Annotated in this window: 17 protein-coding genes and 1 tRNA gene; 12 read left to right on the top strand and 6 right to left on the bottom strand. The window is 67.4% G+C overall.

Annotated features, from left to right (window positions below; genetic code table 11):
• Nucleotides 1-81 precede the first annotated feature (81 nt).
• The 5 genes from DFP89_RS14400 (at nucleotide 82) to DFP89_RS14380 (ending at nucleotide 7,661) form a co-directional block, all read left to right on the top strand.
• Nucleotides 82-155: transfer RNA gene (locus tag DFP89_RS14400), tRNA-Gly, on the top strand.
• A 285-nt stretch (nucleotides 156-440) separates the two neighbouring features.
• Nucleotides 441-1,862 (top strand): NADP-dependent phosphogluconate dehydrogenase, encoded by a 1,422-nt coding sequence (gene gndA / locus DFP89_RS14395; protein WP_114350094.1) that lies wholly within the window; start codon nucleotides 441-443, stop codon nucleotides 1,860-1,862.
• 358 nt (nucleotides 1,863-2,220) lie between these two features.
• Nucleotides 2,221-4,146 (top strand): ATP-binding cassette domain-containing protein, encoded by a 1,926-nt coding sequence (locus DFP89_RS14390; protein ID WP_181870350.1) that lies wholly within the window; start codon nucleotides 2,221-2,223, stop codon nucleotides 4,144-4,146.
• A 24-nt stretch (nucleotides 4,147-4,170) separates the two neighbouring features.
• Nucleotides 4,171-6,414, top strand: coding sequence for a glycoside hydrolase family 3 N-terminal domain-containing protein (locus DFP89_RS14385; RefSeq protein WP_114350092.1), 2,244 nt, complete (start codon nucleotides 4,171-4,173; stop codon nucleotides 6,412-6,414).
• A complete protein-coding gene (locus DFP89_RS14380; RefSeq protein WP_114350091.1) occupies nucleotides 6,402-7,661 on the top strand; it encodes a glucoamylase family protein in 1,260 nt (419 codons plus the stop codon). The genes DFP89_RS14385 and DFP89_RS14380 overlap by 13 nt, the downstream gene beginning before the upstream one ends.
• An 11-nt stretch (nucleotides 7,662-7,672) precedes the next feature.
• Here the strand turns inward: DFP89_RS14380 and DFP89_RS14375 are convergent, their stop codons facing one another.
• The gene (locus DFP89_RS14375; protein ID WP_114350090.1) at nucleotides 7,673-8,632 is read right to left on the bottom strand and encodes an alpha/beta hydrolase; all 960 of its coding nucleotides are present in this window, start codon (nucleotides 8,630-8,632) and stop codon (nucleotides 7,673-7,675) included.
• A 17-nt stretch (nucleotides 8,633-8,649) separates the two neighbouring features.
• On the opposite strand from DFP89_RS14375, the gene DFP89_RS14370 reads away from it, so the two are divergent.
• From DFP89_RS14370 to DFP89_RS14355, 4 genes are read left to right on the top strand one after another with little or no spacing between them, the layout of a single operon-like run.
• A complete protein-coding gene (locus DFP89_RS14370) occupies nucleotides 8,650-8,841 on the top strand; it encodes a hypothetical protein (RefSeq protein WP_114350089.1) in 192 nt (63 codons plus the stop codon).
• Nucleotides 8,842-8,861: 20 nt separating this feature from the next.
• Nucleotides 8,862-9,341: a M55 family metallopeptidase gene (locus DFP89_RS14365; RefSeq protein ID WP_245948763.1), complete on the top strand. Its 480-nt coding sequence runs from the start codon at nucleotides 8,862-8,864 to the stop codon at nucleotides 9,339-9,341.
• Nucleotides 9,245-10,438 (top strand): AMP-binding protein, encoded by a 1,194-nt coding sequence (locus DFP89_RS14360; RefSeq protein WP_114350087.1) that lies wholly within the window; start codon nucleotides 9,245-9,247, stop codon nucleotides 10,436-10,438. Before DFP89_RS14365 ends, DFP89_RS14360 begins: the two co-directional genes overlap by 97 nt.
• Nucleotides 10,435-11,547, top strand: coding sequence for an acetyl-CoA C-acyltransferase (locus DFP89_RS14355; protein WP_114350086.1), 1,113 nt, complete (start codon nucleotides 10,435-10,437; stop codon nucleotides 11,545-11,547). The genes DFP89_RS14360 and DFP89_RS14355 overlap by 4 nt, the downstream gene beginning before the upstream one ends.
• On the opposite strand, the gene DFP89_RS14350 is transcribed toward DFP89_RS14355, so the two are convergent.
• The 5 genes from DFP89_RS14350 to DFP89_RS14330 all read right to left on the bottom strand — a co-directional run bounded on the left by DFP89_RS14350 (nucleotide 11,531) and on the right by DFP89_RS14330 (nucleotide 14,839).
• Nucleotides 11,531-12,220, bottom strand: a complete 690-nt coding sequence (locus DFP89_RS14350) for a nitroreductase (RefSeq protein ID WP_114350085.1) — start codon at nucleotides 12,218-12,220, stop codon at nucleotides 11,531-11,533. The genes DFP89_RS14355 and DFP89_RS14350 overlap by 17 nt on opposite strands.
• The gene (locus DFP89_RS14345) at nucleotides 12,217-12,762 is read right to left on the bottom strand and encodes a biotin transporter BioY (protein ID WP_114350084.1); all 546 of its coding nucleotides are present in this window, start codon (nucleotides 12,760-12,762) and stop codon (nucleotides 12,217-12,219) included. The genes DFP89_RS14350 and DFP89_RS14345 overlap by 4 nt, the downstream gene beginning before the upstream one ends.
• 1 nt (nucleotide 12,763) lies before the next feature.
• Nucleotides 12,764-13,375, bottom strand: a complete 612-nt coding sequence (locus DFP89_RS14340) for an energy-coupling factor transporter transmembrane component T family protein (RefSeq protein ID WP_114350083.1) — start codon at nucleotides 13,373-13,375, stop codon at nucleotides 12,764-12,766.
• Nucleotides 13,350-14,174: an energy-coupling factor ABC transporter ATP-binding protein gene (locus tag DFP89_RS14335; RefSeq protein ID WP_245948761.1), complete on the bottom strand. Its 825-nt coding sequence runs from the start codon at nucleotides 14,172-14,174 to the stop codon at nucleotides 13,350-13,352. The genes DFP89_RS14340 and DFP89_RS14335 overlap by 26 nt, the downstream gene beginning before the upstream one ends.
• 224 nt (nucleotides 14,175-14,398) lie before the next feature.
• Entirely contained in the window at nucleotides 14,399-14,839 is a 441-nt protein-coding gene (locus tag DFP89_RS14330; protein ID WP_114350081.1) for a MerR family transcriptional regulator, read from the bottom strand.
• 97 nt (nucleotides 14,840-14,936) lie between these two features.
• Here DFP89_RS14330 and DFP89_RS14325 point away from each other — a divergent pair, with 97 nt between their 5' ends.
• The 3 genes from DFP89_RS14325 to pyc all read left to right on the top strand — a co-directional run bounded on the left by DFP89_RS14325 (nucleotide 14,937) and on the right by pyc (nucleotide 21,347).
• The gene (locus tag DFP89_RS14325; protein ID WP_114350080.1) at nucleotides 14,937-17,231 is read left to right on the top strand and encodes a heavy metal translocating P-type ATPase; all 2,295 of its coding nucleotides are present in this window, start codon (nucleotides 14,937-14,939) and stop codon (nucleotides 17,229-17,231) included.
• A 135-nt stretch (nucleotides 17,232-17,366) separates the two neighbouring features.
• Complete coding sequence (locus DFP89_RS14320; RefSeq protein WP_114350079.1) at nucleotides 17,367-17,816, top strand: nucleoside deaminase; 450 nt, start codon at nucleotides 17,367-17,369, stop codon at nucleotides 17,814-17,816.
• A gap of 96 nt (nucleotides 17,817-17,912) precedes the next feature.
• Nucleotides 17,913-21,347 (top strand): pyruvate carboxylase, encoded by a 3,435-nt coding sequence (gene pyc, locus DFP89_RS14315; RefSeq protein ID WP_114350078.1) that lies wholly within the window; start codon nucleotides 17,913-17,915, stop codon nucleotides 21,345-21,347.
• Nucleotides 21,348-21,391: the final 44 nt, after the last annotated feature.

The following is a 21,391-nucleotide window of genomic DNA, read 5'->3' as shown; positions in this document are numbered from 1 at the left end:
CCTGCTTGCCCTGCCGTCCGACAACCGTCAAGCCGGCGATGCTTGCGCGGCTTTGCGACAGTCCCTATAGAGATGGGCGACGCGGGTGTAGCTCAATGGTAGAGCAGCAGCCTTCCAAGCTGAATACGTGGGTTCGATTCCCATCACCCGCTCCATCCCCTTTCCGGTGCGATCTCTCTATGGCCCTGCCCGCCGGACAATCCTCCCGCCGATGGCCCGCGTCCGGGCGCCGCCGCTTCGGCCGTCACGATGGCGGCGCGGGCATTTCGGGCGCGGCCGCAGCCCTGCAACACGGCATGGACCTTGCATCGCTAATCCACCACTATGCGATTCTTGCCAGAGGCGGACGCGCCCCGGCAGCGGTCGTGGATCGTTGCCCGACCTTCACGGACCAGATTCAATCGATGCGGTGACCGCACCCGCTGGAACAGGAGCATGACATGGAAAACGCACCGCATCTTGGCTTGATCGGGCTTGGCACCATGGGGGCGGCGCTGGCGCTGAACATCGCCGAAAAGGGCAATGCCATCGCCGTCTTCAATCGCACCGGCAGCGTCACGGATGCTTTCATGGCCTCGGCCGGCGCATTGGCCGGACGGCTGACGCCCGCCAGAACGCTGGAGGAGTTCGTCGCCGCGATCACGCCCCCGCGCTCGATCATCCTGATGGTTCCGGCAGGGCCGGTGGTCGATGACCAGATCGCCCGGCTTCGCCCGCTTCTGGGGCCGGGCGATCTGGTCATCGATGCCGGCAACGCCAACTATACCGACACCGAACGCCGCGTGCGCGATTGCGCGGGCGAGGCCTTCGATTTCATGGGCATCGGCGTGTCGGGCGGCGAGGATGGCGCGCGCCACGGCCCGTCGATCATGGCTGGCGGTGACGCGGCACATTGGCAGCGCATGGGCCCGCTGCTCGAGGCGATCTCGGCCAAATACAACGACGAGCCATGCGCAGCCCTGATGGGGCCGGGCGGTGCGGGTCATTTCGTCAAGATGGTCCACAATGGCATCGAATATGCCGACATGCAGATGATTGCCGAAACCTACAGCGTCATGCGCGACGGCATGGGCTTTGCGGCAGATGCCGTGGCGGACACATTCGAGGCGTGGAATCGCGGGCCGCTGGCCTCGTATCTGATCGAGATCTCGGGCAAGGTCGCCCGCGCGGCGGACCCGATCACCGGCGGGCCGATGCTGGACGTGATCCTGGACAAGGCGGGGCAGAAGGGCACCGGCCGCTGGACAGTGATCGAGGCCCAGCACCTCGCCGTCGCAATCCCGGTGATCGAAGCCGCCGTCGGCGCGCGCAATCTGTCGGCGCGGCTCGACGATCGCCAGAAAGGCGCGCGGGTCTTTGGCGCAATGCCGCAATCGCTGCCCACGGGCAGCCTGGATACCGCGACACTGGAACAGGCCCTGATCGCGGGCAAGATCCTGTGCTATGCGCAAGGCTTCGAGATGCTGGCCCGCGCCTCGGCGCAGTTCTCCTGGGATCTGCCGATGCCGGCCATCGCGCGGATCTGGCGCAATGGCTGCATTATCCGCTCGGAAATGCTCAACGACATGGCGCGGGCGCTGGCAGAGGCGCCGGGCGAGAACCTGATCTTTGCCAGCCCCTTTACCGCCATGCTGCGCGAAAGCGCGGCGGCGCTGCGCAAGACCGTCACCACCGCCACCGCCGCCGGCATTGCCGTACCGGCGCTGGCCGCCGGCCTGTCATGGTTCGACACCATGCGCACGCCCCGGACACCAGCAAACATGATCCAGGCACAGCGGGATTTCTTCGGCGCACATGGCTATGAGCGGATCGACGGCAAGGATGCGCCGCATGGCCCCTGGGGCCACGCCGCCGCGCATTGAGGGAAAATCCCCGCGCCCGCAAAGCGGCTGAACATCGCTCCCCTTGCCCCGCGCCCGTGCGCGGCCGGCCTTTTGACAAGTCCGGTCTGACCGATCGCGGGCCCGCCGCCCCACCGGTCGACCGTTGCCATCAAGCGACAGTTCGGCCGTTGTTTTGTATAATAGTACAGGCGTCGATTTCGGCGATTTACCGCCGATGTTTTTGTTTGCTATGCTGAATCCATAGCTTGGCCGCGATAGCGAAAATCGCCGAAAGCGGTCGGAACATACCAGAAAATATGCCGTTAACGGCCTGCAGATGATTTTGTGTCATCGTGGGATGGCGAGGTCGTGTCGCGGCAGTGAAAAGGTAGCGCGCGTGAAAAGGTTGACTGGGTTCTGGGGCTTGCTGGCAGCGTACTGGCTGTCCGAACGCTGGCGCGAGGCGTGGCTGCTGACAGCCGCCATCTTCGTGATCACCACCCTGCTCAGCAAAGCCAGCGTCTGGGTCGCCATCGCCAGCGCGGATTTCCTTGCCTCGCTTGCCAATTTCCATTCCGCCGATGCGACGGTCGATCCGGTGCAGGTGGTCCTGCTGGCGGCGGCGGCCTATCTGGGGCTTTTCCTGGCGCGCGCCGCCGGGATCGCGCTGCGCCATTTCGTCTCGGCCACGCTGCATCGCCGGGCGCGCGGCTGGCTGGTCGCGCGCTTCAACGACGCGATCCTGTCGGATGAACGCATCGCCTTCGACCTGATGAGCGACCGGTCCGAGCCGGGCGGCACCCCCCGCATGCCCGACGCCATCGACCAGCGCGTGGATGAATGCTCGGCCGGGCTTTATGGCGGCATCATCGGGCTGGCGATGGGGCTTTGGGGGGCGGTGACCTCGATCTATTTCGTCTCGGTCGCGCTGCTGGAACGCAGTCAGCCGGTGCCCTTCCTTGACCAGTGGGGGGCGCAGGCGAATGCGGCCATCGGCGGCTGGCTTGGCGCGGGCTTTGCGGCGCACGTCGATCTGGTGCCGGGCGAATACGGCTCGGCGCTCTTGGCGCTGCTGCTGATCGCGATCTATGTGCCGCTGATCACCCTGATCGCATGGAAGCTGGGGCGCCTCATCGAAAGGCTCAGCGTCCAGCGTCAACGCCGCGATGGCGCATGGCGGGGCGAATGGGGCAGCATGCTGGGCCGCGTCGGCCGTCTGGCCGCCGCCCGGGGCGAACGCGCCCAAAGCCGCGTCAACGGCAAGCTATATGACGAGCTGGACCAGACCTGGGCCAAGCAGAACTGGCTGGGCGCCGGCATGATGATGTTCACCAATGTCTATAATTTCCTGTCCTCACGCCTTCTGGCCTATCTGCCCGCCCTGCCCGCCTATATGGCCGGCAATCTCAGCTTTCGCGACTTTGCCGCCAGCGGCGAGTTGACGGCAGAACTGATCAACGACGTTTCGTGGTTTATTAATGTCATGCCCGCCATCGCCACGCTCAAGGCCAATGGCGCACGGCTGACCGAACTGGCCGAGGCGATCGAGCGTGTGCGCCGGCGCCAGGAATTCTATGCCGAAACCGGCATCAGCCAGTTCGAGCGCACGCGCCGCCCCATGGGCCCGCTGCTGGCGCTTGAAGAGCTGCGCCTGCATCATCGCGGCCATGACACGGCGGCCTTCCTCAGCGTGCCGCAGCTGCGACTTTACCCCGGCGACCGGGTCTGCCTGCGCGGCCAGAACGGCTGCGGCAAAAGCAGCCTGCTGAAGGCGGTGGCCGGGATCTGGCCCTATGGCGCGGGCCGGGTGGTGATGCGCGACGGCGCGCGGATGTTCTTTGCCGGACAGGATAGCGACCTGCCCGACCGCCTGACGCTGAAGGCGCTGGTGACCTATCCCGATCATCCCGAACAGCATTCCGACATCAGCGCCGCCGCCGCCCTGTCCCGGGTCGGTCTGGGCGAGTTCATCCATTGCCTGGACAGCGTCCTGCATCAGGGCCGGATCTGGCGCAACGTGCTGTCGGGCGGCCAGAAACAGCGGCTGGTCCTGGCCCGCATCCTGTTGGCCAAGCCCGATATCCTGCTGCTGGACGAGGCGACGGCGGCGCTGGACGTGGATGCGGTGGCCGATTTCCATCTGACGCTGCGCGAGTGCCTGCCGCAGACGGCGGTGCTGGCGGTCCTGCACGGCGAAACGACCCCCAGCGATCCCGATGGTGCGCCCTTCTATGGCGCCGCCCTCGACATCCGTCTGGGCATCGGGCAGCTTTCCCCCATTCTCGGAACCGATTTCTACGCGGTCCGGCACGCGGCGGAATAAGCGCCAGACGACAGGGGGCGGCAATTGCAGGAACATGATGCGGTCGGGGATCTGCTGTCGCGGATGACACTGCCGGAAAAGATCGGGCAGCTGAACCTCTTGGCTGCTGGCGAGGGGCTGGTGACGGGCGCGAAACAGCCCACATCGCTGGCCGGACGGCTGGATACGGGACAGGTCGGGGCGATCTTTGGCACCAAATCGCAGGCCACCGCCCGCGCCATGCAGGAGCGCGCGCTGGCCGGATCGCGCCTGAAAATCCCGCTGTTCTTTGCTGAGGACGTCATCCACGGCCACCGCACCGTATTCCCGCTGAATATCGCGCTGGCCTGCAGCTGGGACCCCGATCTGATCGAGGAAACCTCGGCATTCGCCGCCACTGAAGCCGCCGCCGAGGGGCTGCATCAGGTCTATGCGCCAATGATCGATGTCAGCCGCGACGCCCGCTGGGGCCGGGTCGCCGAAGGCCCGGGCGAGGACCCCTTGCTGGCCGCACGCCTGGCGGCGGCGGCGGTGCGCGGGTTTCAGGGCCGGGATCCGGGCAACCCGGGTCGCGTGGCCGCCTGTCTCAAGCATTTCGTCGCCTATGGCGCGCCCGAAAGCGGCCGGGATTACGACAATGTCAGCCTGTCATGGGAGGATCTGCTGTCGGTCTATCTGCCGCCCTTTGCGGCGGGGGTGGCGGCGGGCGCGGCCAGCGTCATGGTCTCGTTCAACGCGGTCAACAAGATGCCGATGCACGCCAATGGCCAGCTGATCGAGGGTTGGCTGCGCGCCGAAACCGGCTTCGACGGGCTGGTCGTTTCGGACTATACCGGCGTGGCCGAGCTGGTGCCGCACGGGCTGGGCTCTGCCTCCGTCGCGGTCGCGCGCGCGCTGCATGCGGGCGTCGACATGGACATGGTGGGCGAGGATTTCCTGCGCGAGCTGCCCGCCCTGGCCCGCGACGGCCTTAAGGCGCCCGAGGCCGGGATCACCCTTTCCGCCGCGCAAATGACCAAACTGATCGACCGGGCCTGCCGCCGGGTGCTGATCTTCAAGCACAGGCTTGGGCTGTTTGACGACCCGTTCCGGGGCATGGACGGGACCACGAAAGCGCCGTCGCGGCAAGACGGGCGCAAGCTGGCCCGCAAGGCTGCCGCCCGCGCCGCCGTACTGCTGAAAAACGACGGCCTGCTGCCGCTGTCGCCGGATATCGATGTGGCGCTGATCGGACCTTTCGCCGCCGATCGCGCGAACATGCTGGGCACCTGGGCGGTCTCGGGCCGGGCCGAGGATGTCACCCCGCTGGATCAGGCAGTGGCCGCGCTGACCGGACAGGCCCCCGCCGTCGCATGGGGCGCCAATATCGTCGATGAGGACTGGCTGGTCGGGCGGCTGAACGTTCATGGCGTGACCGTGACCCAGGACCCCCGGGACGAAGATGAGATCATCGCCGAGGCGGTCGAGGCGGCGATGGCCGCCGATGTGGTCATCGCCGCGGTGGGCGAGGCCAAGGAACATGCTGGCGAATCCTCGTCGCGGCTGTCCCCGGATCTGCCCGCGCCGCAGCGGCGGCTGATCGCGGCGCTGGCGGCGACGGGCCGGCCCCTTGTCGTCGTGGTCTTTGCCGGCCGGCCGTTGGCGCTTGGCCCCATCGTCGATGAGGCGGATGCGATTCTTTACGCCTGGCATGGCGGCATTGCCGGACCCGAGGGCGTGGCCGATCTGCTCTTCGGCGCGGCAACGCCTGCCGGGCGGCTGGCAATGACCCTGCCCGCCCATCCGGGCGAGGTACCGTTGTCTTATGCCAGCGACCCGACCGGTCGGCCCTATCTGGGCCGTTTTGCCAAGTTCCGCACCGGCTGGCTGGACATGCCCGACGATGCGCCGCGCTTTCCCTTTGGCTTCGGCCTTGGCTATGGACAGGTCAGCTATGGGCCGCCCCTGCTGTCGGACGCCAGCGCGCGGGCCGACCAGACCATTGATCTGCGCATCACCATCGAAAACACCGGCCCCCATGAGGTGATCGAGACCGTGCAGCTTTACGCCAGCGATCCCGTCGCCCGCATCACCCGCCCGGGCCGCAGCCTGATCGATTTCCAGCAACTGACCCTTGCCCCCGGCGAGGTCTGCGAGGCGCTGTTTCAGCTCCGCGCCGGGCAGTTCGCCTATCCCATCGCCCCCTCGCTTGAGGCCGTCGAATGGGTCCGCGACCCCGGCCTGATCCAGTTGCATGTTGGCCCGAACAGCCGCGACACCCAGACGGTAGAACTGACATGGCAAAACTGATCCGTGGCCTTGACGACGCGGCCCTTCGCGACCGGGTGGCGCAGGCGACGGCGCTGTATTTTCTGGATTGGAGCCACCCCGTCAGCGGCATGGCCCGCGAACGCAGTGCCGGTGCCTTTGGCTATGACATGCTTGAAACCGTCTGCACCGGCGGCACCGGCTTTGGCCTTCTGGCGCAGATCGTCGCCGCCGAACGCGGCTGGCGCCCCCGGCGCGAGATCCTCGACCGGATCGAGCGGCTGGTCGGCTTTCTGGAACAGGCCGACAGTTTTGACGGCGTTTTCCCGCATTTCATGAATGGCACCACCGGGCGCGTGCAGCCCTTCGCGCCGGGCGATGATGGCGGCGATCTGGTCGAGACGGCCTTTCTGATGCTGGGCCTTTTGGGCGCGGCGGCGTTCTTCCCCGAGGAACCGGCCATCGTCCAGCGGATCGAGGCGCTTTATGAGGCGGTAAACTGGGCCGCGCATCTGCGCGAGGATGGTGCGGTCATGTGGCATCACCATCCCGACCGCCCCTGGCCACCCCATGCCCTGCCGATCCGGGGCTGGAACGAGGCATTTCCGGTCTTTGTCCTTGGCGCCGGCTCGCGCAGCCATCCGATCCCGGCAAGCTCATACCATCAAAGCTGGGCCATGGCGCCGGCCTTTCGCAATGGCCGCGGCTATGGCGGCACCGTGCTGCCGCTGGGCCCGGATTGGGGCGGGCCGCTGTTTCTGTCGCAATATCCGTTTCTGGGCATCGACCCGCGCGGGCTGCGCGACGCCTATGCCGATTACGGCGTGCAGGCGCGGGCGCACGCGCTGGTGAACCGCCATCATTGCCTGACCAATCCGGGCGGCTGGACGGGCTATGGCCCCGATTGCTGGGGCCTGACCGCCAGCGACGATCCCGGCGGCTATGTCGCCCATTCGCCGACCGATGATACCGGCACCATCACGCCCACCGCCGCGCTGGGGTCGTTCCCCTTTGCCCCCGCCGAGGCGATGCCCGTGCTGCGTCACCTGCATGACGATCTGGGCGAGCGGATCTGGGGCGAGGCCGGTTTCATCGATGCCTTTTGTCCGACGCGGGACTGGGTGGCTGAAAGCCGGCTGGCCATCGATCAGGCCCCCATCGTCATCGGGCTGGAGAATTACCGCTCGGGCCTCTTGTGGCGGCTGGTCTCGGGCCGGCCCGAGATCCAGCGCGGCTTGCGGGCGCTGGGGTTCACCGCGCCCTATCTGGTCGAGCCGGCAATCGCCTGAGCGGCGGCGCGCTAGGCGCCAAGCGCCGACAGGGCTGCGGACAGCATCCGGCCGCAGGCCGCGCCGGCGGGGCAATGATGTTCATCCGGCAAGGCCGCGAAAAAGCGGCCGTTCGGCGCGGCATTGAAATAGGCACGGGCATCGTCCAGCCGGACCAGCCCGTCGGCGGCGCCGGTCACCACGGCCAGCGCGGCCTGCGTTCGCGCCAGCGCCGGCGCGGCATCCGCCGTCGGCATCTCGGCGTAATACAGGGGCGCCTCGTGCATCACGGCCTCGATCGCAGCCGGTCCCATCGCCTCGCGGGCCGATAGCAGCACCCGGCCTGAAAGCGGCGGCGACACTGCAAGGACGTGATGCACCTCGGGCGACGCGGCGGCAAGATGGGCGATGGCAAAGGCGCCGATGCTGTGTCCGGCCAGCGCGCGCCGCTCATCCGGCCATTGCTGGCAGACCCAGGCCCAGACCTCGGCCGCGGCCTGGGTATGCCCTGAAAATGTCACCCGGTCCGACGGGCCGGAATCCGGCAGGGCGATGGAATGCGGCAGTTCGGGGGCGACAACGCGCCAGCCGAGCGCCAGATATGCCTCGGCGATCTCGGCGATCTGCGGCTGCCCCGGCGCGCCGTTGCGGCCATGGACCAGCAGCACGGTGCCGTTCGAGGCACCGGCCGGTTCGGCCATCACCAGCGGAACGGGGCCAAAGCTGGTCGCAATCGCATGCCGCCCGGCATTGTCTGTCCAGATGGGTTGCTGCGCTGTCATCGCACTGATCCTGACCTGCTTTTCCGCCGGTTCAATTGGGTCCTTCGCATCGCCACTGTCAATGCGATTATCAGGCAACCCCACGGCCCGCGCGACACCGCCAAGCACCTGCCAAAGCCGGTCCACGACCGCACGCCCGCTGGGCAGCAGCTGCTCATAGTCCATCGCCTGAAACTCGAACTCTTCGGGGTCGAGCAGCGTCCGGGACATAGGGATGGGCGCAGCTGGTGAAAGATGCGAATGGCCTTCTGCGCGATGGGCAGGAAGGTGCGCCCATCGTCGGTGAGGTCGGGCGACAGGCGGCGCGCGGCACCGCGTTGCAGCTGAAGCGCTCGGTCTATGTCGATGCCTCGCGCGCCATCGGTGTCGGCGCCTGGGCGATATCCTGCCTCAGAACCTGCATCCGGCCGCCGATCTGATCCTCGGCAAGCCCAAGCCGATGAACATGGTCTGCGGGCTGGAGGGCAATGTCGACCTGACGGTCATGCTGGGGCATCATTCGATGGCCGGGCGCGGCGGCGTGCTGGCCCATACCACCAACTGCCTCGCCTTTCGCGAGGTCAGGGTGAATGGCCAGCCCTGCGGCGAGCCGGCGATCTACGGCCTCTATGCCGGCAAGCTGGGCGTCCCGGTCGGGCTGATCTTGGGCGACGACTGCAGCTGGGACAGGAAGCTGCCGCTGTTTCCGCAAGCCGAGTTCGCCACCGTCAAGCAGGCGCAGGGTCAGCGCCCGGCGCGCGAATTGTCGTGCCCGGCCCGCGCTGATAAGGCTTGCTGGACGGCCCTCGCGTGGGGCCGGACGACAGCAAGGAGCGCAAGGGCATGGCGCAGCACCGTTTCCGTTTGCACGGCGATTTCGCGCTGCGCGGGCCAGCCGGCAGCGGGAATGCCGTTCTTCTTGCCGAAATGGCGGCGCTGATCGGAAAAGGGCAATCCCTTGCTATCTGCGCCGGCCCGGCCTTGCGGATCGCACCGCTGGCCACCCAGCCGGGCGACGGTGCATTGCTTTGCTGGCAGACTTCGGGATCGACCGGACAGCCCAAACGCATTCTCAGAACCCAGGATTCATGGATCCAGAGCTTTCGGACGAACCGGCATGGTTTCGATCTTGCGCCCTCCGACCGCTACGCGATCCTTGGCAGCCTTGCCAGTTCGCTCTGCGCCTATGCGGCGGTCGAGGCGATGCATCTGGGCGCAGGGCTGATCGACCTGCATGGCGCCGCGCCCGCCGCGCAACTGCGGCAGTTGCGCGAGCATGCGGCCAGCGTGCTTTATTGCAGCCCGGCGCAGCTGCGCCTGCTGGCCGCCGCCGCGCGTGGACCGGATGCGCAGCCCCTGCCCGGGCTGCGCCATGTGTTCTGCGGCGGCGGCAAGCTTGACGCGCCGACCTTGCAGGCAATCGCGGCGCTGTGCCCCACCGCCCGCATCCGCGAATTCTATGGCGCGGCCGAAACCAGCTTCATCACCCTGTCGGATGCGGATACGCCCCCGGGCTCGGTCGGGCGCGCTTATCCGGGCGTCCAGATTCAGATCCGCGACACCCAGGGCCAAAAGACCGACGGCCCCGGCGAGATCTGGGTCAAAAGCCCCTATCTGTTCCTGCGCTATGCCGAGGGGAATTCGGACGACACCCGCTGGCAGGACGACTTTCTGACCGTGGGTGAGTTGGGCAAGCTTGACGCACAGGGCCATCTTTACCTGCTTGGCCGCCGCAACCGCATGGTCACGGTCGCCGATCAGAACGTCTTTCCCGAAGCGATCGAGGCGCATCTGCTGACCCTGCCCGGCATCAGCCAATGCGCGGTCCTTGCCCTGCCCGACCGGATGCGCGGCCATGCCCTGATCGCGGCGATCGAGGGCCTGGGCGATGCCGGGGCGATCCGGCAATCCTGCCGCGAACATCTTGGGCCGGCATCAACGCCGCGACGGGTGCTGTTCCTGCCCCGCCTGCCGATGCTGGACAGCGGCAAGCCCGACCTGATTACGCTCGCGGCGCAGATCGGGGCGATGTCATGAGCCGGGTGTTTCTGGTCTCGGCCCGGCGCAGCGCCATCGCCCCAAGGGGCGGCGCGCTGGCCGCGCTGGCCCTGCATGATCTGGCCGCGCCGGTCATTTTGCAGACGCTGCTGGATGCGGGCATCAAGCGCGCCTGGGTGGGTGAGCTGATCTTGTCGAACGCGCTGGGGGCGGGCGGCAACCCGGCACGGCTGGCGGCCCTTGCGGCGGGATTGCCGCTGGGGGTCGCCGGTCTCAGCATCGACCGGCAATGCGCCGGGGGGCTGGATGCGCTTTTGCTGGGCGCGGCGATGATCCGCGCCGGACAGCACGATATCGTCGTCGCGGGCGGGGCGGAAAGCTATTCGCGCAGGCCCCTGCGTCTGCGCACCCATCCAGACGGGCGCGCGCCCGAAGCCTATGACGCGCCGCCCTTCAGCCCCTTTCCGGATCGCGACCCCGACATGGCCGAGGCCGCCGATGCCCTTGGCCGCCGCATGAACATCTCGCGGGCCGAACAGGACGCCTGGGCGGTCGAAAGCCACCGCAAGGCGCTGGCCGCCGCCCCGCGGCTCTGTGCCGAAATCACCCCCATCGCGGGCCTCGGGCAGGATGCCTTTGCCCGCGCGCTTGGCCCGCGCCTGACCGCCCGCGCGCAGATTGTCACGGGCGACATCACCGCCGCCAATATGTCGGTGGCCGCCGATGGCGCGGCGTTCTGTGTCCTTGTCTCGGAACGGGTGGCGCGGGCGCGCGGGTTCGATGCGGTCGAACTGATCGGCGGCGCGACGCTGGGCGACGATCCGGCGATGCCCGGCACCGCGCCGGTCGCAGCTATCGCCCGGGCGCTGGCCGGCGCCGGGCTGCGCGCCACGGACCTTGCGCGCAGCGAGGTGATGGAGGCATTCGCGGTGCAGGCCATCGCCTGCCAGCGGCTGGCCGGGCTTGATCCGGCGGTGATGAACCTGGGCGGCGGGTCGCTGGCGCGGGGGCATCCGATCGGGGCCTCGGGCGCGGTGCTGGCGGTGCGGCTATATCACGAATTGCGAGCCAGCGGCGGCGCGGGGCTTGCGGCCATCGCGGCGGCGGGCGGGATCGGCACGGCGCTGGTCCTTAGCTTTCCCCGGTAAAGCCGTAAAAGCGGGTATAGGCCCCCAGCTCTGCGCGCTCGGTGCGAAAACCGTTCACCGGGTCGGCGTGGTCGGGCCTGCCAAGGGCCAGCCCGCAGACGACCATTTCATCCGCCGGAAGGTTCAGATGCGCATGCGCCACGGGGCCGTAATTCGCCAGCGCGCCAATGCCGCTGGTCGCATAGCCCAGACCTTCGGCGGCAAGCTGAAAGGCCATCAGCGCCATGCCCAGATCCATGAAGCAACCCGCGCCCATCTGCCGGTCGATGGTCACGACGATGCCTACCGGCGCGTCGAAAAACGCGTAATTGCGGTCAAATTGCGCGCGCCGGGCCTGCAAATCGCGCCGAGGGATGCCAAGGGCCGCATAAAGCGCATAGCCGGCCGCGCGCTGGCGGGCCTTCAGCTCGGGCGGCATCGGATCCGGGAAATAGGAATATTCGGCCGCGACCGGCGCGCCAGCCTCGATGGCCGCAAGCAGCGCGCGGGAGAGGCCCGCCAGCGCGTCACCGGTCAGGACGTGAAACGCCCCCGGCTGCAAATTCGCGCCGCTGGGCGCAGTGCGCGCGGCGCGGCAGATGCGCTCGATATCGGGTCGGGGAACGGGCGTCCCCAGATAGGCCCGGACCGAGCGCCGGCCGAAAAGCGTCTCCTCGACCGGCGTCAGCGTCATGAGCGTGACAGCACGCTGCCCGGGCGCGCCTTGACCAGCGACGAGGTCAGCATGCCCGCGATTCCGGCCTTGAGCAGGTCGCCGGGGATAAAGGCCGTGACCAGCATCGCCGCCTCGGACAGGGTCTTGCCCATCACGACCGACATGCCAACGATGCCAAAGGCATAAAGTACGACGATCCCGCCGATGACGGCCGCGACACCCGCCGCGATCCCGACCGGGGCGCGGCGCCAGTTCTCGGTGATCCAGCCGGTGACGAAGGCCGCGACCGGAAAGCCGATCAGAAAGCCCACCGTGGGCGAGGCAAAGACCCCAAGGCCGCCGCGTCCGCCCGCCAGCAGCGGCAGTCCGATGGCCACCAGCCCCAGAAACAGCAGCACCGCCAGCGCCCCCCGTTTCGCCCCCAGCACCGTGCCGCACAGCATGACGCCCAGGCTTTGCGCGGTGATCGGCACACCAAAGGCCAGCGTGATCTTGGGGATCAGCCCCAGAACCGCGATCAGCGCCGCAAACAGCGCGATATAGGCGATGTTCTTTTCCATATTACTCCCTTTCATTCGTGATTGCGCCGCGCGCCCGCAGGGCCTCGGCGAGGTGTTCGGCATCATCGATGGCCAAAAGCGTAAAGGGCAGCACGATCCGCCATGACGGGCGGCGATGCGTCCGGGCGCGCCAGGCGTCGCGCAGATTGTGCCCCTTGTCCAAAAGCGCCGGCGTGGCGCGGATGACCAGCGCCATGGCCAGCTCCAGCGCGTCGGTCCGCAGCCCCAGCCGGCGCAGCGGCGCCAGCAGGCGGTGGATCAGGTCGGTCATCTCGGTCAGGCGGGTGGTCATGGTGACAAGGTTCGCCAGCCCCACGACCGAGACCATGCGCAAAACGATCACCATGCCCGTGACCGGCTCGTCGGTCAGCATGTGCCAGATCAGCACGACCACGACAAAGGGCCACAGGATCCACAGCCGCGACATGCCGGCGCGGAAAAACACCGGCCCCGGCAACCGATAGGCCAGCAGCACCAGCGCCAGCACCGCCAGATGCAGGACCGGGTTTTCGATCAGAAACAGCACCAGCGTGGCCAGGCACAGCGCCAGCAGCTTGGCGCCCGCTGGCCAGCCATGGGCGCGGGTCCTAACCGGCGAGGTCAGAGATATCATCCTCGGCCCCCAGTCGCGTCATTTCCTTGGTATAGCCGGCCAGCACCGTCTCGGGGGTGCCGGATGCGCGGATCTGGCCCTGATCCAGCCAGAACATCGCGTCATAGCCGGCGAAATCGGCCGGATCATGCGAGATATGCAGCACCGCACCGTCATATAGATCCAGATAGCGGCGCAGCTGGGTCCGGGTCGGTGCATCCAGCCCGGCAAAGGGCTCGTCCAGAATCAGCAGCCTTGGCGCCATCGCCACCACCGCCATCAGGCAAAGCAGGTGCTTTTGCCCCTGCGACAGGCTGACGACCGAGGCGTCAGTCCAGTGATCCTTGCCAAAATTGGCCAGCACCCGGCGCGCGCCCGCCTCGGCATCGCTGCGGCTTTGGCCGCGCTGGCGCAGGCCGAACATCATTTCCTCAAGCACGGTGGGAAAGATCAGCTGGTGGTCGGGGTTCTGGAACAGGATGCCGACCTCGCGCGGGGCGGATTTGCGGTCGCGGGCCAGATCAAGGCCATTGACCCGGCAGCTGCCCTCGCCGGGGGCGATCAGCCCGGCGACCAGCCGCGCCAGCGTAGACTTGCCCGAGCCATTGCGCCCGACCACGCCCAGCCGGTCGACCGCAACCGCAAAGCTCAGATCCCGCAGGACCGGCTTGCCCTCGATGGCATAGCCGGCATGGTCAAGGACGATCTCGACCGCCGTCCGGGCAGCCTGCCCCCCAGACCGCGCGCGCTCGGCTTTCGGGGTCATGTCGTCCTTGGGCCAGTGTGAGGGGTTATCGTGCTGCAAGGTCCTGTCCCGCATTCCGTCCGCCGCAGTTATCCCCAGCTTTCCGCGAAGCCCCGGCAACGGGGGACCCTGGCGCCGCCGCGGGCAAGGCCCGGCCGGCAATCTGAAAGTTTCGCCGCTCGTAGCCTATTCTTCCTGCCAGAGAAAGCACTTCCGCATCGCCCCGCAGATCCGCGCCGCCGGCATGGGATCGCGACCGCAAATGTCCGGCTGGCCGATGCGGACGAGGCCAGCAGGGCCTATGGCGCGTCATCCGCGTCCACCTCCCTGTGGTCATGTGCGCAAAGTTCGTGATTTCCCAGCACCTCGATCACGCGGCAGCCGGCGATGGTGCCGCTGGCGCATTGGTGCAGCATGCGCTCCAGCTCGTCGCGCAGGGCGCTCAGCCGGGCGATCCGCGCGTTGACGGCGGCAAGCTGGCGGCCCGCGATTTCGTCGGCAGCGGCGCAGGACTGGTCGGGACTGTCGGACAGGCTGAGCAGCTCGCGGATCGACTCCAGCGGAAAGCCAAGGTCGCGGGCATGGCGTATGAAGGCAAGGCGCTCCTGCGTCGGCCGATCATAAAGCCGCTGATTGCCCGAGGTGCGGCCGGGCTCGGGCAGCAGGCCGATCTGCTCGTAATACCGGATGGTGGGCACCTTGACGCCGGTTGCCTTGCTCAATTTTCCGATCGAAAGCATCCGAACCCCCTTGAACCTCTAGTTGCTAGAGCACTTACATCCTCGAATCGAAGCAGACAAGGATCGGCGGACCCCTTCGCGATCCGGGAGAGTGGCGATGACGGGACAGGAAACCAGACGGCGGGAATGGACCGTCACGGGCATGGATTGCGCGGCCTGCACGGTGAAGGTGACACGGGCGCTGGAGCGTCTGCCCGGCGTCAGTGGGGTAAGGGTCGCCCTGATGACCGAACGGCTGTCGCTGGATCTTGAGCCGGGCACCATCGACGGCGCCCTGATCGAGGATACGGTCCGCAAGCTGGGCTTCGGGATCACGGCGCAGGACCGGGCCGCACCGGGCAAGGCGGCCTTCCCCCTGCCCGAGACCGAGGCTCGCGGCAGCGCCGAGCCGGCGACGGGGGCTGCGCAGGATTGCGGCCATTGCCCTGACCACGGCCATGCGCATGACGCGGCAGCCGGCCATGACCGCCCGGTTCACCTTCACGACGATCCGGCCGAGCGGGACAAGCCCTGGTATCGCGGCGCCAAGGGGCAGCTGGTCATCCTGACCGGGGCGCTGCTGGCGGTCGCCTGGGGCGTCGAACTGCTGACCTCGGCAAGCTCGGGCTATTGGGCCTTTGTGGCCGCCTGCCTGATCGGTGTGGCGCCGGTGGCGAAGCGGGCCTTCGCGGCGCTGCGCATGGGGCAGCCCTTTACCATCGAAAGCCTGATGACCATTGCGGCCAGCGGTGCGCTGGTCATCGGCGCGGCCGAGGAAGCGGCGCTGGTCGTCTTTCTTTTCGCCGTGGGCGAGATGCTCGAGGGCGTGGCCGCCAACAAGGCCCGCGACGGCATCCGCGCGCTGGCGCGGCTGGTGCCCAAGACCGCTTTCGTGGAAACCGCCGGTCGCGTGATCGAAATTCCGGCCGAGACGCTGGCGATCGGCCAGACCGTCCTCGTGCGCCCGGGCGACCGCATCCCAGCCGATGGCGAGATCGTCGAAGGCACCAGCGGCATCGACGAAAGCCCGGTGACAGGCGAAAGCATGCCCAGGACCCGCGGGCCGGGCGAGCAGGTCTTTGCCGGCTCGATCAACACCGAGGCGGCGCTGCGGGTCCGGGTGACCAAGGCGGCTGCCGACAACACCATCTCGCGCATCATCCGCCTCGTCGAGGAGGCCGAGGACGCCCGCGCCCCGACCGAGCGGTTCATCGACCGTTTCTCGCGCTGGTACATGCCGGCCATCGTCGCCATGGCGATGCTGGTCACCCTCGTGCCGCCGCTGGTCTTCGGCGCCAGCTGGGAGACCTGGATCTATCGCGGGCTGGCGCTGCTGCTGATCGGTTGCCCCTGCGCGCTGGTGATCTCGGTGCCGGCCTCGATCGCCTCGGCCCTGTCCAGCGGCGCCCGGCGCGGGCTGCTGATGAAAGGGGGCGCCGTGATCGAAACGGCGGCGAAGGTCACCCATGTCCTCTTCGACAAGACCGGCACGCTGACCCATGGCCAGCCGGTCGTCACCGATATCCTTGCCGTCGCCGGCCTGTCCGAGGCTGAGCTTCTGGCCGTGGCCGGCGGCGTCGAGGCGGGGTCCGGCCACCCGCTGGCGCAGGCCATCCTGCGCAAGGCCGAGGCCGCGGGGGTGACGCCGCTTCCGGCGCGCGAAGCACGGGTGATCCTCGGCAAGGGCGTCGAGGCCATGCTGGGCGATCGCCGGGCCTGGGTCTCGTCACCGCGCCACGCCGCCGAGGTCGCCGGGATCGATGCGGCGACGCTTGGCATCGCCGCCGGACTTGAGGCCGAGGGCAAGACCGTCGTCGCGGTGTTTCGCGAAAACCAGCCGCTCGGCCTGATCGCCATGCGCGATGAGGCACGCGCCGATGCCGCCGACGCGATCCGCCAACTCGGGGCGATGGGGATCGGCGCGACGATCCTGACCGGTGACAACCCGCGCACGGCTGCGGCCATCGCCGATGGCCTCGGCATCGCCTATCGCGCCGAGATGATGCCCGAGGACAAGCTGCGGATCATCCGCGAGATGGCCGCAGAGGGCGGCGCGATGATGATCGGCGATGGCATCAACGACGCGCCCGCGCTGAAACAGGCAGGCGTCGGCGTGGCGATGGGATCGGGCACCGATGTGGCGCTCGAGACAGCCGATGCCGCCATCCTGCGTGATCGGGTGGCGGATGTGCCGGCGCTGATCCGGCTCGCACGCGCGACGATGCAGAATATCCGCCAGAACGTCGCGCTGGCGCTTGGTCTCAAGGCGGTGTTTCTGGTCACTTCGGTCTTGGGCATCACCGGGCTCTGGATTGCCATCCTCGCCGATACCGGCGCCACCGTCCTTGTCACGCTGAACGCGCTGCGGCTTCTTGCCTTCGATCCGGCGAAACCCCGGCGCGATATCGGCTGAGCGCCCCTCGCGGATCAGGGCGCCAAGACCACGATCCGCGAGGGCCGGCCGCGATGCCAAGCGACAGCCTCTGCATCTTCCATGTTCAAATATCCATGCTCTTGCCGCAAGCCGCAGGGCGGTCCAGAAAAGGGCATGAATTTCGCCACCCATATGCCCGAAGCCCTGCGTGAGGCCCGCGCCGCCGCCCTGCGCGGCGAGGTTCCGGTCGGCGCGGTTCTGCTGGGGCCGCAAGGCGACATTCTGGCCCGCGCCGGAAACCGGACCCGCGAATTGTCGGACCCGACCGCGCATGCCGAGATCCTGGCCATTCGCGCGGCCTGCGCCGCGTTGAAATCCGAACGGCTGCCGGGCGCGCGGATTTGGGTCACGCTGGAGCCCTGCCCGATGTGCGCCGCCGCCATCTCGGCAGCGCGGATCGAGGTGCTGTATTACGGGGCGGAAGATCCGCGCATGGGGGGCGTGCGTCACGGCGCAAGGGTCTTCGATCACCCGCAATGCCACCACCGCCCGCAGATTGTCGACGGCATTTCCGCGGAAGAATCGCGCATCCTTTTGCAGGAATTCTTTCGCAAAAGGCGCTGAGCGGGCATTCTGGCGCAATCATCTGCATCATGTAAGCGCTTGCGCTGCACCGCAGCATTGCTATGGTGAATGATCTGGCGAACACGGGGGGGACGGATGTTCCGGAAGATTCTGATAGCGAATCGTGGCGAGATTGCGATCCGCGTGATGCGTGCGGCGAACGAGCTTGGGAAAAAGACCGTCGCCGTCTATGCCGAAGAGGACAAGCTGGGCCTGCACCGCTTCAAGGCGGATGAGGCTTATCGCATCGGCGAGGGGCTTGGCCCGGTCGCGGCTTACCTTTCGATCCCGGAAATCATCCGCGTCGCCAAAGAATCGGGCGCCGATGCGATCCATCCGGGTTACGGGTTGCTCTCCGAGAATCCCGATTTCGTCGACGCCTGCACCGCCGCCGGTATCACCTTTATCGGCCCCAGCGCCGACACGATGCGCGCGCTTGGCGACAAGGCCAGCGCCCGGCGCGTGGCGATCAAGGCAGGCGTGCCCGTCATCCCCGCGACCGAAGTCCTTGGCGACGACATGGACGCCATCAAGAAGGAAGCCGCGGAAATCGGCTATCCCCTGATGCTCAAGGCCAGCTGGGGCGGCGGCGGGCGCGGCATGCGCCCCATCACCAACCCCGAGGAACTGCCCGAAAAGGTTCGCGAGGGCCGGCGCGAGGCCGAAGCCGCCTTTGGCAATGGCGAAGGCTATCTGGAAAAGATGATCCAGCGCGCCCGCCATGTCGAGGTGCAGCTTCTGGGCGACAGCCATGGCGGTCTTTACCATCTTTATGAACGCGACTGCACCGTGCAGCGCCGCAACCAGAAGGTGGTCGAACGCGCCCCCGCGCCCTACCTGACCCAGGCGCAGCGTGATGAGGTCTGCGAACTGGCGCTGAAGATCGGCCGCGCCGTCGGCTACCAGAACGCCGGCACCGTCGAGTTCCTGATGGATATGGACGAGGGCAAGTTCTACTTCATCGAAGTGAACCCCCGCGTGCAGGTCGAACATACCGTGACCGAAGAGGTCACCGGCATCGACATCGTGCAAAGCCAGATCCAGATCGCCGAGGGCGCGACGCTGGCCGACGCGACCGGCGTTTCCGGCCAAGCGGATGTGCGCCTGAATGGCCATGCGCTGCAATGCCGGGTCACGACCGAAGATCCGCTGAACAACTTCATCCCCGATTACGGCCGCATCACCGCCTATCGCAGCGCCACCGGCAACGGCATCCGGCTTGATGGGGGCACCGCCTATTCCGGGGGCGTCATCACCCGCTATTACGACAGCCTGCTGGTCAAGGTCACCGCCCATGCCCAGACGCCGGAAAAGGCGATTGCCCGCATGGACCGCGCGCTTCGGGAATTCCGGGTCCGCGGCGTGGCGACGAATATCGAGTTTGTCATCAACCTGCTGAAACACCCGACCTTTCTGGACGACACCTACACGACCAAGTTCATCGACACGACGCAGGGCCTGTTTGCCTTTCGCAAGCGGCGCGACCGGGCGACGAAGCTGCTGGTCTATATCGCCGATATCAGCGTGAACGGTCACCCCGAGACGGCGGGCCGCCCCCTGCCCCCGGCCGAGGCGCGCAACCCCGTGGCCCCCGCCGCGAAAGCCGCGCCCGCCCGTGGCACCCGGCAACTGCTTGAGGAACAGGGCGCGAAAGCCGTCGCCGACTGGATGCTGGATCAGAAACGCCTGTTGATCACCGACACCTCGATGCGGGACGGGCACCAGTCGCTGTTGGCGACAAGGATGCGCTCGATCGACATGGTCCGGGTCGCACCCACCTATGCCGCGAACCTGCCCGAACTGTTCAGCGTCGAATGCTGGGGCGGTGCGACATTCGACGTCGCTTACCGTTTCCTGCAGGAATGCCCCTGGCAGCGGCTGCGCGACATCCGCACGCGGATGCCGAACCTGATGACGCAGATGCTGCTGCGGGCCAGCAATGGCGTGGGCTACACGAACTATCCCGACAACGTAGTGCAGGCCTTTGTGAAACAGGCCGCGACCACCGGCATCGACGTCTTCCGCGTGTTCGACAGCCTGAACTGGGTCGAGAACATGCGCGTCGCCATGGATGCGGTGATCGACAGCGGCAAGATCTGCGAGGGCACGATCTGCTATACCGGCGACATCCTTGACCCCGACCGGGCCAAATATGACCTGAAATACTACCTGAACATGGCCCGCGAGCTGCGCGACGCGGGCGCGCATGTGCTGGGATTGAAGGACATGGCCGGGCTTTTGAAGCCCTCCTCCGCCGGGGTGCTGGTCAAGGCACTGAAGGAAGAGGTCGGGCTGCCCGTCCATTTCCACACCCATGACACCGGCGGCATCGCCGGGGCCTCGATCCTCGCCGCAGCGGCTGCAGGCGTCGATGCGGTCGATTGCGCCATGGACGCGCTGTCCGGCAATACCAGCCAGCCGACGCTGGGCTCGATCGTCGAGGCACTGCGCCACACCGAGCGCGATACCGGGCTGGATATCGCCGCCATCCGTGAAATCTCGAATTATTGGGAAGCGGTGCGCGAACATTACGCGGCCTTTGAAAGCGGCCTGCAGGCCCCCGCCTCCGAGGTCTATCTGCATGAAATGCCTGGCGGCCAGTTCACCAACCTGAAGGCACAGGCGCGCAGCCTTGGGCTTGAGGATCGCTGGCACGAAGTGGCGCAGGCCTATGCCGATGTGAACCGGATGTTTGGCGATATCGTCAAGGTCACGCCCTCGTCCAAGGTGGTGGGCGACATGGCGCTGATGATGGTGGCGCAGAACCTGACGCCCGCGCAGGTCGAGGACCCCGAGACCGAGGTTTCGTTCCCCGATTCGGTCATCGACATGATGAAGGGCAATCTGGGCCAACCTCCGGGCGGCTGGCCCGAGGCGCTGCAGAAAAAGGTGCTGAAGGGCGAGGCGCCGATGCTGACCCGCCCCGGAGCCTCGATGGCGCCCGTGGATCTGGAAGCCGTGCGCGCCGATGTGCAGAACCAGCTTGAGGGCAAGGCCGTCGATGACGAGGACCTGAACGGCTATCTGATGTATCCCAAGGTGTTCCTGGACTACATGGGCCGCCACCGGCTTTATGGTCCGGTTCGTACCCTGCCCACCCAGACCTTTTTCTACGGGATGGAGCCGGGTCAGGAAATCGAGGCCGAGATCGACCCCGGCAAGACGCTGGAAATCCGTCTGCAAGCCATTGGCGAGACAGACGAAAAGGGCGACGTCAAGGTCTTCTTCGAACTGAACGGCCAGCCCCGGGTGATCCGGGTGCCGAACCGTCTGGTCAAGTCGCAGACCGCCGCAAGGCCCAAGGCCGACCCCGCCAATGACGGCCATATCGGCGCGCCGATGCCGGGCGTCGTCGCCTCGGTCGCGGTGACGGTGGGCCAGAAGGTGGCGGCCGGCGACATGCTGCTGACCATCGAGGCGATGAAGATGGAGACCGGGATCCATGCCGACCGCGCCGGCGTGATCAAGGCGCTGCATGTCAGCCCCGGCCAGCAGATCGACGCGAAAGACCTGATGGTCGAGATCGAATAGATCGAATCTGGCCGGGGGCCGGACCGAGGGTCCGGCCCCCGGCC

The sequence above is a fragment of the Paracoccus lutimaris genome, from assembly GCF_003337565.1.
Taxonomy (GTDB): Bacteria; Pseudomonadota; Alphaproteobacteria; order Rhodobacterales; family Rhodobacteraceae; genus Paracoccus; species Paracoccus lutimaris.
Note: the sequence above shows the minus strand (reverse complement) of the source record. Positions and strands in the feature narration are given on the sequence as shown.

What these genes read in the sequence shown, in the direction of transcription:
- DFP89_RS14335 (WP_245948761.1), bottom strand. Translation starts at nt 14,174, where the DNA reads ATGCGGGACAGGACCTTGCAGCACGATAACCCCTCACACTGGCCCAAG.
- DFP89_RS14365 (WP_245948763.1), top strand. Translation starts at nt 8,862, where the DNA reads ATGAACATGGTCTGCGGGCTGGAGGGCAATGTCGACCTGACGGTCATG.
- DFP89_RS14340 (WP_114350083.1), bottom strand. Translation starts at nt 13,375, where the DNA reads ATGATATCTCTGACCTCGCCGGTTAGGACCCGCGCCCATGGCTGGCCA.
- DFP89_RS14375 (WP_114350090.1), bottom strand. Translation starts at nt 8,632, where the DNA reads ATGTCCCGGACGCTGCTCGACCCCGAAGAGTTCGAGTTTCAGGCGATG.
- DFP89_RS14330 (WP_114350081.1), bottom strand. Translation starts at nt 14,839, where the DNA reads ATGCTTTCGATCGGAAAATTGAGCAAGGCAACCGGCGTCAAGGTGCCC.
- DFP89_RS14350 (WP_114350085.1), bottom strand. Translation starts at nt 12,220, where the DNA reads ATGACGCTGACGCCGGTCGAGGAGACGCTTTTCGGCCGGCGCTCGGTC.
- DFP89_RS14380 (WP_114350091.1), top strand. Translation starts at nt 6,402, where the DNA reads ATGGCAAAACTGATCCGTGGCCTTGACGACGCGGCCCTTCGCGACCGG.
- DFP89_RS14345 (WP_114350084.1), bottom strand. Translation starts at nt 12,762, where the DNA reads ATGGAAAAGAACATCGCCTATATCGCGCTGTTTGCGGCGCTGATCGCG.
- DFP89_RS14355 (WP_114350086.1), top strand. Translation starts at nt 10,435, where the DNA reads ATGAGCCGGGTGTTTCTGGTCTCGGCCCGGCGCAGCGCCATCGCCCCA.
- DFP89_RS14360 (WP_114350087.1), top strand. Translation starts at nt 9,245, where the DNA reads ATGGCGCAGCACCGTTTCCGTTTGCACGGCGATTTCGCGCTGCGCGGG.
- DFP89_RS14325 (WP_114350080.1), top strand. Translation starts at nt 14,937, where the DNA reads ATGACGGGACAGGAAACCAGACGGCGGGAATGGACCGTCACGGGCATG.
- gndA (WP_114350094.1), top strand. Translation starts at nt 441, where the DNA reads ATGGAAAACGCACCGCATCTTGGCTTGATCGGGCTTGGCACCATGGGG.
- DFP89_RS14320 (WP_114350079.1), top strand. Translation starts at nt 17,367, where the DNA reads ATGAATTTCGCCACCCATATGCCCGAAGCCCTGCGTGAGGCCCGCGCC.
- pyc (WP_114350078.1), top strand. Translation starts at nt 17,913, where the DNA reads ATGTTCCGGAAGATTCTGATAGCGAATCGTGGCGAGATTGCGATCCGC.